Source organism: Cytophaga aurantiaca DSM 3654 (assembly GCF_000379725.1).
Lineage (GTDB): Bacteria > Bacteroidota > Bacteroidia > Cytophagales > Cytophagaceae > Cytophaga > Cytophaga aurantiaca.
In genome coordinates this window covers 1-13,276 of sequence record NZ_KB903640.1, presented here as the reverse complement: position 1 = coordinate 13,276, position 13,276 = coordinate 1, and the positions used below count along the sequence as shown (strand labels likewise).

General features: G+C 38.1%; 4 protein-coding genes. 2 read left to right on the top strand and 2 right to left on the bottom strand.

The features are described from left to right. Window positions 1–53: 53 nt before the first annotated feature. On the bottom strand, window positions 54–2,570 hold the full coding sequence (locus tag A3EE_RS0110805) for a WG repeat-containing protein (RefSeq protein WP_018343461.1): 2,517 nt from the start codon (window positions 2,568–2,570) through the stop codon (window positions 54–56). Window positions 2,571–3,024: 454 nt separating this feature from the next. Here A3EE_RS0110805 and purL point away from each other — a divergent pair, with 454 nt between their 5' ends. Further along, complete coding sequence (gene purL, locus A3EE_RS0110800) at window positions 3,025–6,717, top strand: phosphoribosylformylglycinamidine synthase (protein WP_018343460.1); 3,693 nt, start codon at window positions 3,025–3,027, stop codon at window positions 6,715–6,717. Between the two features lie 192 nt (window positions 6,718–6,909). Here the strand turns inward: purL and A3EE_RS0110795 are convergent, their stop codons facing one another. Then, a complete protein-coding gene (locus A3EE_RS0110795) occupies window positions 6,910–7,530 on the bottom strand; it encodes a PAS domain-containing protein (RefSeq protein ID WP_018343459.1) in 621 nt (206 codons plus the stop codon). A gap of 341 nt (window positions 7,531–7,871) precedes the next feature. On the opposite strand from A3EE_RS0110795, the gene A3EE_RS20385 reads away from it, so the two are divergent. Continuing rightward, on the top strand, window positions 7,872–13,276 hold a 5,405-nt coding region (locus A3EE_RS20385), incomplete at its 3' end, for a glycoside hydrolase family 9 protein (RefSeq protein ID WP_157446979.1).

Here is a 13,276-nt window from a genome sequence, read left to right as displayed (position 1 = left end):
TCAGTATAAAAAAGCGCTCTATTACAGAGCGCTTTTATTTTATTACAGCAGCTTTACTTGTTAATAAAAGGAGTGTTCGTTTTTCCTGAACTGCTAAAAGTAGCTATCTGACCATCTTTCTCAACAGCAAACCCTTCAGATGCATCGTCTATCTTATCATAGATGGGATCAAGTATAGATCTTCCATTGTAGCCTGCGATGCCATGTTTACCATTATTTTTTGTACGAAATATATTTCCATTCATTGTGATTTCTTCATACGGCTCATTGTAATTTACAACAGATCCATTTGCAAAATAATAGATAGAATTTTTACTGACTACAGATACGTTGTCATATATATCTATAGAGCTGAATTCAATGGGCAGAATTATTTTTCCAGTATTATCCATACTTCCTATTTTATCCATTTTCTTCACCAAAAATATTTTATCATAGTTATATGAAGAAAGAGTTGGTGAAGAAATATCATCGTACTCTAATGGGATAACAACATAATTTTTTTCGTTCAATATTCCATATTTACCATCTTTTTTCACTCTGATAGCATTATTATATAAGCTCGATAATTCTTCATATATAATAGGGATAATAATTTTGTTATCAATCGTAATAAGTCCTTGTTTGCCATTTTTTTGAACAAGAAATAATGTTTTATCAATCTGTTGAATGTATGTATATTCAAATGGAATGATTTCATTTTCATTCATATCAATTAATCCAAACAAGCTATCTTTATTAGCTACCAGTAAATTTGTATTGAATCTTTTGTCGTAATATAGAGACTGATATAAAAATGGCATTTTTATTTTCCCTGTGTAATCAATCAGTCCGTATTTAGCAATAGAGTTTGTATCACGAGCAATAATATATGCATCTGAAAAATATCCTAAGCTAGAATATTGGAAAGCAATACTAGTATCGCCGGATCTGTTTAATAAACCTACATACCGATCTTTCTGTGCATAGAAATGGTTATAGCCAAAAGGATATAGCTGGTTATATATAAAAGGAATTATTATGACACCATCCGCTGCTATTAATCCATATTTTCTATTTGTAAATGCAAATAGAAAATAGTCGTCATACACACGTGGAGTTCTGCTATAACAACGTAGAATTTCTTGCATATCTTTATCAAGCACGATGCAATCATGCATTTTATCAACGGGATTGATTATTTTTTCAAAGGAAAAGTAATCAGTACGCAGTGAAATAGGAAAACCAGATTCGTATTTTTCATTTTTCTTACCAATAAACTCCGAAACTTTATATGGTTGTTTTACATTTCCATGCAGATCTATGACACCTGTTTTATCCCCCTTCTCAGATATGATCCGGGCAGCTTCTGTATTTCCTAAATCATTATTGATATAATAAATGTCTCTTAGATATTCGTATTTACATGGTAAAACCATTTTTAAGTTTTTGTCCATGTAGCCATATTTTCTTTTTTGTTTGATTAGTATAAAAGACGCATCAGAAGTGCCTATGTGATCATACCTGAATGGTAATAGTATTTTTTCAGAAGGAGTAATAATACCATATGTTGTTTCTTTTTTCGCAACAAGCATTCCGTTCCACAAACTCAATGATTTAAACGTCATGGGTATTCTAACTTCTCCGGTATAACTTAACAAACCACATTTGTTGGTTGATGCAGATTGTACGATCATAAAATCAGGATGTAAAGCAATCGTTGAAAAGGTGTCTGTACATAGTATAGTACCTTTTTCATCTGCTAGTTGATAGGCACCTTTTTTTACATCAATCATGTATCTGTTTTCCTTAACAGGAAAGATTCTATTGCAGGTGCGGGAAAAAAGAGGCTTTCCTGTAAGGTCTATTATGCCTGCCTGCTCTTCCTGTTTGAAAGAATACATCCCGAAATTCATATCAAGTTCATCATATAATATAGGTAAAATCTCTCTGCCAGATAAATCATAAGAACCTTTAAGACGGGAATATTTATTCGTAACAATAAGCCGGTTGTCTTTTATATTAATTACTTCAAGAGTTGATGGGAATTCTGACAGCGTAACTCCTGTTTCGTTAATCAAATAGAAGTGTTCCTGTGTAGATGCTTTTAGGATAAAGCCGTCGGTAGAATTTTTGTAACACATAATATCATTGTATATCGGTGCAATAAGTACCGATCCATCCCTATGGATAACACCGATTTTATTATTGATAGATATTACTGCAAAATCTGTATCAATTAAATATTTGACATCGTCATATAGAAGAGGTACAATAACTTTTCCATTTGTATTAATAACACCGCATTTGCCATTTTTTACTACTTTCCAGAATTGGGTGCTTGTTTGTACATCCACATACCTACCATATCTACTGTAGTGTCCATGCACAATATATAAATAGCCGGCTTCAGCTTTCGCTTCATGACAGGGTGTTATTTTCTCATACTCAGGCAGGGTGATTTTGGTATGTGTTTCAACAAATTCCAGCCCTACATAGCCATCTTTTTGATAGGTAGAATATTGTCTCTGAGAAAAAGCGGGAATACATACAAGCAAAAAAAGCGCATTAAAAAAAGCGATATATTTCATAGGTTGGTTTTGGAGTTTTGAGTAGAACGCCTCAATGTGTAATTCATTTCATTTAGCACGGTGTAATTTTCAATGTGGAATATATGTTACTATAAATCAATATTATAGTTTATTTCTCATGCTTCGGTTTTGGTTATGTGAGAGCAATTTCATGTAATTAAAGCCTTGATATCGCTAGTATAGAGACAGGCTATAGAGGAAAAGGGTTGCCTCATAATAACAACTCTTTTGCTTATTGGCATATATGCTGTAACGAGAATCCCTTTTAAAATTACATTATAAAATAAACAGTTCAGCCTAGCTTTAGGCCTTAAGCTTTTAGCGTTAAGCATTATAACATTTTTCAGCAAAAACGCTTATTTAATTTAAAACTCAGGTGGAATCTTTTCCACCTTCCCTATTTTTTGAGCCATTGAAACCGTATCTTTGTACCTTCAATTGACATTTGAACATCATGATCGTTTTCGCGAAAAAAAGTACCGGCACCATCTATGCCATCCATACTGAAAATCCTTTCACAAATGAAGATAAACAAAAATTAAACTGGCTGCTTGATGGCGAAGTTCTTTCAGATACTTCTCTTCTAGGATTTTTTAAAGGGCCACGTAAGGAAATGTTGACTCCCTGGGCAACCAATGCTGTTGAGATCACTCAAAACATGGGTATTGCAGGCATTCTTCGTATTGAAGAATTTACTACCGTTGAAAATGCGGAAGCCCATCACGATAAAATGCTTGAAGTAGTTTATCAGAACTTAACTCAAGAACTTTATAATATCCATATTAAACCTGAGCCAATCAAGTATATTGATGACATCGCTGCCTTCAACAAACAAGAAGGTTTGGCATTGAGTCAGGAAGAAATTGATTACTTAGATTCAGTTGCTAAAAAACACAACCGCAAGTTAACCGATTCAGAAGTATTTGGGTTCTCTCAAGTAAACTCTGAACACTGCAGACATAAAATTTTTAACGGTCGCTTTATCATTGATGGCGTTGAAAAAGAATCTTCTCTTTTCAAAATGATTAAGAAGACTTCGGAAACAAATCCGAATAAAATTGTTTCCGCATACAAAGACAACGTTTCGTTCACCAAAGGTCCAGTGATGGAACAGTTTGCTCCAGCTACGCAAGACAAGCCTGATTATTTTGAACGCAAGCATGTTGAATCTGTTTTATCTCTTAAAGCAGAAACGCACAACTTCCCTACTACCGTTGAACCATTCAATGGTGCTGCAACCGGTTCGGGCGGAGAGATCCGTGACCGTATTGCCGGTGGTATCGGTAGTGCGCCATTAGCGGGTACTGCGGTATACATGACTGCGTATTCCCGTTTAACAAAAGACAGACCATGGGAAACAAACGGAATGAAAGAACGTGATTGGTTGTACCAAACACCGATGGATATTCTGATCAAAGCATCGAATGGTGCGTCTGATTTTGGTAACAAATTCGGTCAGCCGGTGATCAACGGTTCGGTGTTTACATTCGAACACGAAGAGAACGGCAAGCGTTATGGTTTTGATAAAGTGATCATGCAGGCTGGCGGTATTGGATATGGCGTTTTAAAAGATGCTAAAAAAGGCTTGCCAAAAACAGGAGATAAAATTGTTGTGATGGGTGGCGACAACTACCGCATTGGTATGGGCGGTAGCGCGGTGTCTTCGCTTGATACAGGCGCATTGAACAGTGCAATTGAATTGAATGCCATTCAGCGTTCAAATCCGGAGATGCAGAAGCGAGTATATAATGCAATCCGTGCAATGATGGAAAGCGGGAACAACCCGATTGTTTCCATTCACGATCACGGTGCGGGCGGACACTTAAACTGTTTGTCTGAATTGGTAGAAGCTACCGGCGGTAAAATTGATTTAGCAAAATTACCTGTTGGCGATCCTACCCTATCTGCTAAAGAAATTTGCGGCAATGAATCACAGGAACGTATGGGTCTTGTGATCAATCAAAAAGACATCGCTACCCTTGAACGCGTTGCTGCACGTGAACGTGCACCGTTGTATGTAGTTGGTGACATTACAGGCGATCATCATTTTACATTTGAATCATCTGTTACAGGTGCGAAGCCAATCGACTGGCCGCTGGAAGATATGTTTGGTAATCCGCCGAAGACCATTCTTCGCGACGAAACGCCAACAACAACGTTTGAAGAAATTACATACGATCAATCTAAGCTAAACGAATATTTAGAATCTGTTTTACAATTAGAAGCTGTTGCTTGTAAAGATTGGTTGACAAATAAAGTAGACCGTTCGGTAACGGGTAAAGTTGCACAGCAGCAAAATGTAGGTTCACTACAATTGCCCTTAAGTAATTTTGGTGCGATGGCAATTGATTACAGAGGTGTTGCTGGTGTTGCTACTGCTGTGGGCCACGCTCCTGCTGTTGCCTTGATTAACTCTGAAGCAGGTTCACGGATTGCAATTGCTGAAGCATTGGCAAATATTGTTTTTGCTCCGATCGATGGCGGTTTGAGTGGCATCTCATTGAGTGCAAACTGGATGTGGCCATGTAAAAACAAAGGTGAAGATGCACGTCTGTATGCAGCGGTTGAAGCGGTAAGCGACTTTGCATGTGATCTTGGAATCAACATTCCTACAGGGAAAGATTCTTTATCCATGACACAGAAATATAAAGACGGAGTTGTGTATGCTCCCGGAACGGTGATCATTTCTGCTTCCGGTGAAGTAACAGATATTCGTAAAGGAGTTACACCAAATCTTGTAAAAGAAACCGGTACAGGTTTGATCTATGTAGATCTCACAAGCATGCCGTTAACATTAGGCGGTTCATCGTTTGCTCAGGTATTAAATAAACTTGGTGCAACTGCACCCGATATTTTAGATACCGATCATTTTGAGCGTGCATTTGATGCGGTTCAAGGTTTGTTGCAGGATGAATTGATTCTTGCTGGTCATGATGTTTCAAGCGGTGGTTTGATTACAACTTTACTTGAAATGTGTTTCCCTGAAAATGGCATCGGTGCTCAGGTTAATCTTGATTTCTTAGGTGAAACAGATTTAATAAAATGTTTGTTTGCTGAAAACCCTGCATTGGTACTGCAAGTAAAAGATGCAGTTAAAGTTCAGGACATACTGGTGAACAAAGGTGTTGGCGCTGCCATCATTGGTATGGTTGAAGCAGGTACTGCTGTCTCTGTTCGTTTGAATGGCAACACAACAACGTTTGATGTTGCAGCTTTACGTACAGTATGGTACAAGACTTCTTATTTATTAGACGAAAAACAAAGCACTCCTGCTTATGCGAAGGAGCGTTTTGAAAATTATAGCAAACACGAAATTCAATTTACATTCCCGAATAGCTTTACCGGTAAGTTAGGTGCTTACGGATTAGATGCTGCGCGCACTACAAAGAGCGGTGTTAAAGCAGCAATTATTCGAGAGAAAGGTGTAAACGGAGATCGTGAGATGGCTTATTCTATGTGGCTTGCAGGCTTTGATGTGAAAGATGTTCACATGACGGATCTGATTGCTGGTCGTGAAGATTTGAGTGATGTAAACTTTATTGTATTCGTCGGAGGCTTCTCAAACAGTGATGTATTGGGCTCTGCAAAAGGTTGGGCTGGAGCATTCTTATATAATGAGAAAGCGAAAAAAGCATTGGATAATTTCTATGCCCGTCCGGATACGTTGTCTTTAGGGGTTTGTAACGGTTGTCAGTTAATGATCGAATTGGGATTAATTAATCCTACTCACGATGCAAAACCGAAGATGCATCACAACAGTTCAGGTAAATTTGAATCCATCTATCTGAATGTAGATGTAGCAAAAGAAAATAAATCTATTTTATTAAAATCTATTGAAGGCTCTAAGCTTGGAATCTGGGTTGCACACGGTGAAGGTAAATTCTACTTCCCGTATGATGTAACGAAATATAATGTTGCATTGCAATACAGTCACTCTACCTATCCTGCAAATCCAAATGGTTCGCCTGTAAATGCGGCAGGTATTGTATCGGATGATGGAAGACATTTGGCAATGATGCCTCATCTTGAGCGTTCGATCTTCCCATGGCAGTGCGGCTACTACCCGACTGATAAAGCGAAAGATGAATGTACACCTTGGCTGGAAGCATTTGTGAATGCAAGGAAGTGGGTTGAAAGAAAAAAATAGACACGATTAAAGGATGCCAAGAAATACAGGATTAAAATAAAACAAAAAAGGTCTCGTTCATAAACGAGACCTTTTTTTGTTAGAGAGATACTTTTCATTTAACATGAGAAGTAATCCTGTCTATCCTGAAATCTTTTTAATCGTGTACTAATCCTGTCTTTCCTTCAATCCTTTAATCGTGTTCGTGTCGTGTTATAGCAGAGGATTACTACACAAAAGGACAATCTTTTTCAAGTGGTTCAGCTGAATAGAATCTGTTACATCCATTGAGAAGCCAAGTATATTTGTTTGTCCGGTTATTGGGTTGAAGAAGGGTATCTTGTGTGTTTTGAATGAATAAGAAGAACCGTTTGCTAACGAAAAACTTTGAGAAGGAAGTTCAATGGCACTTTTGGTTTTTAATACTCGATCATCTGTTTCTTTAATAAGGGTTAATTCGTCCTCATCTTCTATGAAATGCTCGTCATTTTTGCCAATTATTTCTTCTTCCGGCTTCTCAAATAATTTGGCTTCAAGTGCGTTTATGAGCTGATATGTACTATTTTCATCTTTAATAAATACCGGAAAAGGCATACTTTCTATGATGATTTTTAAAAATAAATTTGTTTTATCAACAGCAATGCCTTCAAAATCTTTCTCATTATAGTCGGTATAAACTGAACTATTTTTATAATCAAGGCTTAAATTACTATTGCTATCTGGATTTTCATTTTTTATACTATCGATAATTGACTCTAAATATTTAACCTTCTTTTCAATATTTGATATCTTTTTGTCGTATTCAAGCATAATTTTAAAGTTATTATATCCCATAAGTCATACATTTTAGTTAAATGCAATTAATTACTGATGATTAAATATAGAACATAACAATTGTATTATTCTGTTAATGTAAGGTTAGTTCAACATCTTGATTATTCTTTGAATTTTTATAGAATTGCCCCTCAAAAAGGTTTTTAATATGTAAGTTTTTTTGATTTTAAAACATGATATTGTTCATATTTATGTACAAAAAATCATATTTTTAAATGTATTTTTTTGTGTGAATTAGTTAAATTTAATATAATATTAGAAAGTTACTATTTGTACATATTACGTATATAAGTAAGTAGAATCTGATAGTATTATATAATTACAACTTTACTCAATCCCCTATGAGCATTAGAATCAGGAATTTATTTATCATTTCATTATTCCTTTTCTCCGGACAATTGTTCTCGCAAACTCCTTATTTTACCAGTACGGAGTATAAAAAGGCACTTTGGATGACTACCCGTTTTTATGGTGGACAACGTTCCGGAGACAATAACTGGTTGCTTTACAATCACCAACCAAGTGGAGTAAGTGCTGCATTAAAAGGTAAATCTTTTATGGGGGATGGCGATGCCGGTTATGATTTATCGGGTGGATGGCATGATTGCGGGGATCACGTCAAATTTGGTCAAACCGAGTTTTATTCTGCGTATATGCTTTTAAAGGGATATGAAGCTTTCCCTACAGGTTATGGCGATTATTATGCATACGATTATCAAGGATATAAAACAGCTAACAGCTGGAATTTTGAAGGAACAGGACATGCACCAAATGGTATTCCGGATGTTTTGGATGAAGTAAAACATGCTACAGATTACTTTATTAAATGTACACGAAACTCTACAACGTTTTATTATCAGGTTGGACAAGGTGGCCCGGATCACATGTTATGGGAAACTTCTGTGCAAATGCAGACACAATCTGTGTCAAATGGTGGTGAACCGCGAGTAGCTTATAAGAACCCAAGTGATGCATCTATGCCATCTTTTTGTGGTGCTGCATTGGCATTGATGTCTCGTTTATATAGACCATATGATGCAACTTATGCAGACTTATGTTTAGTGCATGCTAAATATGCATACGATTATGCAAAAGCACATCCAGGTGTTGCCGGTACAGGTGATGGAGGTTTTTATGGTGCAAATGATAACTGGAAAGATGATTACTCTTCTCTGTGTGCTGAATTGTTCTGGGCTACAAATACTGCAGCTTATAAAACAGAAGCACTTTCATTTACAATAGCATCTGCTCCGGGACAAGGTTCAGATATCTGGGGTAAAAATTATGGTTTTGATTATACAAACAATGGAGACATTGCTATTTACAATCAATTCTTATTAGGAAATGCAGCAGCTAAAACTGTATTGAATACGATTGTAAATTCATTTTATTTAGGAAATGTACAAAGTGATGGGCAGTTCAATGGCGGTAACACAGGTTGGGGGCCTACGCGATACAATGCGAACACGGCATTTATTGTTGCTTTGTGGCAAAAAGCATATGGAACAGATGGGACACCTCATAAATACATTTATGATAACATTGATTATTTATTAGGTAAGAACTCAAGCAATCAATCCTTTATTGTAGGCTTTGGTACAAAGTCTCCTAAATATCCCCATCATAGAAACGTTTATTTAACAGACAACAATCCTTCCGATGCTGTTAAACAAACAATGACCATTCCTACTAAAAACCAACAATTCGGTTTGATGGTTGGAGGTACAAGAAATCCTTCATCTTACAGTGATAATGTTGTAAACTATCAGCACACAGAAGGCGGTATTGATTATAATGCTTGTTTAGTAGGTGTGCTAGCCTATTTGAATTCTGTTTTGGCTCCAGTATCTCAACATCCGGTTCCAAATCTTGGTGCAGATATATCTTTATGTGGTGTAGGTAGTGTTGTATTGAAATCGAATATTGCTACAGATGGTAAGAAAACATTTGCATGGCAAAAAAACGGTACAATCGTTCAGGCTGCTTCCACAACAGCAAACACATATACTGCAAATACAGCCGGAACATATACCTGTGTTCTTGATTCATTGGGCAAGTGGTCAACAAGTGATGATATTGTGGTTAGTGCTACATTACCAGCAGTTAATCTTGGGTCATCTGTTGTATTGTGTAATCCTGCTACGGCAACATTAGATATTGGAGCTACAGGTACTGGATATACCTATCAATGGAAAAAGAATAGTGTTGTTATTACAGGTGCTACTTCAAAAACATATACTGTTTCTTCTGCAGGAACATACGTTGGTACATTGAGTGCTTCCGGATGTACGTCAACTTCTGGAAGTATTACAGTGACCTCTTCCCTTCCTACTGCAGGACATGATACATTATGCGCCGCAGGTACTGCTGCATTGACAATCACAGGAAGCGGCGGTCCATATCAATGGTATACTGCATCTACAGCAGGCACTTTATTAACGACAGCAAATAGTTACAATCCAAGTATTTCAGCTAGTACCACCTATTATGTTCAGGACGGAAGTTCTGTAAGTGTAACAGCAGGACCTTCTTCTGCAAGTAATCCATTAACTGGAGGAACAAACGGAGGAAATGTTGGTATTCGTTTTACTGCAGCCAAAGCATTTAGCATTACTCAATTAAAAGTGTTGCCTTATGTATATAGCTGCGGATCCAGTGACAACGTAACTGCAACATTTGATCTGTTCCAGGGTGCTACAAAAATTGGTACCTATACTTCTACTGCTGTTCCTTGTACAGGTACACAAAGTGGTTCACCATTTAATACGTATTATACATTAAACTTTGCTACAGCAATCGCTGTCCCTGCTGCCGGTGCTTATACCTTAACTCCTAATGGAGGAAACGCAATCGTTTGGTTTGGCGCAGGTGCAAACTTCAGTACAATGGATGCAGCCGGTGTAATGGATATTACAGACGATACACGTGATGATATGTCTAATTCATTTCCGGGTATTTTTGATATAAAAATCCAAGCGGGTTCAGCTTGTGCAAGAACACCTGTTTATGCAATCATTGATCCTGCATATGCAAATTGTTCAGCAGCTAAAACAGCTCAAACAATTACATTTGGTGCGATTGCAGCTAAAAAATACGGAGATCCTAATTTTACATTAACAGCAACAGCTTCTTCAGGCTTAGCCGTAACGTATACAAGCAGCAATCCTGCAGTTGCAACAGTAACAAGTGCAGGTGTTGTAACTATTGTTGGTGTTGGTTCTACAACTATTACAGCAAATCAGGCGGGTAATGCAACATACGATGTAGCACCTGCAGTAACACAGACATTGGTTGTAGGTAAAGCAGATCAAACAATTACATTTGGCGCGATCGCTGCAAAAGTAGTTGGTGATGCAAACTTTACCTTAACAGCAACTGCTTCATCTGCACTAGCCGTAACCTATACAAGTAGTAATCCTGCTGTTGCAACTGTAACATCTGCGGGTGTAGTAACGATCGTTGGTGTTGGTTCTACTACAATTACGGCAAGTCAGGCAGGTAATACAAATTACAATGCAGCAACTGCTGTACCACAAACATTGGTTGTAGGAAAAGCAAATCAGACGATTACGTTTGGTGCGATCACAGCTAAAGTATATGGTGATGCAAACTTTAGTTTAACTGCTACAGCTTCTTCAGCTTTAGCTGTAACTTATACAAGCAGCAACCCTGCTGTTGCAACTGTAACATCTGCCGGTGTAGTAACGATCGTTGGTGTAGGTTCTACAACTATTACAGCGAATCAGGCAGGTAATGCGAATTACAATGCGGCAACAGCAGTAACACAAACATTGGTTGTTGGAAAAGCAAACCAGACCATCACATTCGGAGCTATTGCTGCTAAAGTAGTTGGTGATCCGGACTTCACATTAACAGCAACCGCTTCTTCAGGCTTAGCAGTAACATACACAAGTAGCAATCCTGCTGTGGCAACCGTAACATCTGCCGGCGTGGTAACAATCGTAGGCAATGGTTCTACTACCATTACTGCAAATCAGGCAGGTAATGCAAACTACAATGCAGCAACAGCAGTAACACAAACTCTTGTTGTAGGAAAAGCAAATCAAACGATTACATTCGGTGCCATTACTGCAAAAGTTTATGGTGATGCAAACTTCACATTAACAGCAACTGCTTCTTCAGGTCTTGCAGTTACTTATACAAGCAGCAACCCTGCTGTAGCAACCGTAACAAGTGCCGGTGTTGTAACCATTGTTGGTGTTGGTTCTACAACAATTACAGCTAGTCAGGCAGGTAATGCAACATATAATGCAGCAACAGCAGTAACACAAACTCTTGTTGTAGGAAAGGCAAATCAAACAATTACATTCGGTGCCATTGCTGCAAAAGTTTATGGTGATGCAAACTTCACATTAACAGCAACAGCTTCTTCAGGCTTAGCAGTTACCTATACAAGCAGCAACCCTGCTGTAGCAACAGTAACATCTGCGGGTGTAGTAACCATCATTGGTGTTGGTTCTACTTCAATTACAGCTAGTCAGGCTGGTAATACAAACTACAATGCAGCAACAGCAGTAACACAGACACTGGTTGTTACTAAAGCAAATCAGACAATCACATTTGGTGTAATTGCTTCTAAACAAGTTGGCGATCCAAACTTTACATTAACGGCAACTGCTTCATCCGGTTTAGCAGTAACTTATACAAGCAGCGATCCTACAGTTGCGACAGTAACAAGTGCTGGCGTAGTAACAATTGTTGGACCTGGTTCTACTGTTATTACGGCAAGTCAGGCTGGTAATGCAAATTACAATGCTGCTACTTCTGTAACACAAACATTTGTAGTTACCTCTCCTACTAAGACAAATCAAACGATTACATTCGGAGCAATCGCTGCAAAAGTAGTTGGTGATGCGAACTTTACATTAACAGCAACGGCTTCATCCGGCTTAGCAGTTACCTATACAAGCAGTAATCCTGCTGTCGCAACAGTAACATCTGCCGGTGTTGTAACAATCGTTGGTGCAGGTTCTACAGTGATCACTGCAAATCAGGCGGGTAATGCAACCTACAATGCAGCGACTGCTGTAGCTCAGACATTAACTGTAACAAAGAAAACGCAGACCGTAACGTTTAATCCAATCACCGGAACAAAAACATATGGTGATCCGACTTTCACACTCACTTCTTCATCTACATCCGGTTTACCGATTACTTATACAACAAGTGATCCATCGGTAGCAACGGTGTCAAGCACTGGAGTAGTAACCATTGTTGGCGCAGGTACAGTAACAATTACTGCAACGCAAGCAGGTGATGGAACGTATGCATCTACTTCTGTTCCGCAAACAATAACGATCGGAAAAGCAAATCAAACAATTGCATTCGGAGCACTTGCTTCAAAAGTAGTTGGTGATCCAAACTTCAGTTTAACAGCAACTGCCTCATCCGGTTTAGCCGTTACCTATACAAGCAGTAACCCTGCAGTTGCAACGGTAACATCTGTAGGTGTGGTAACTATTATTGGTGCTGGTTCTACAGTGATCACTGCAAGTCAAGCTGGAAATACAAACTACAATGCAGCTACTGCGGTAACTCAAACACTAGTTGTAACGACTCCTGCTAAAACAAATCAGACAATTACCTTCGGAGCGCTTGCTTCAAAAGTAGTTGGTGATCCAAACTTTAGCTTAACAGCAACAGCGTCATCCGGTTTAGCTGTAACCTATACAAGCAGCAATCCTGCTGTAGCGACAGTAACATCTGCGGGTGTAGTAACAATTGT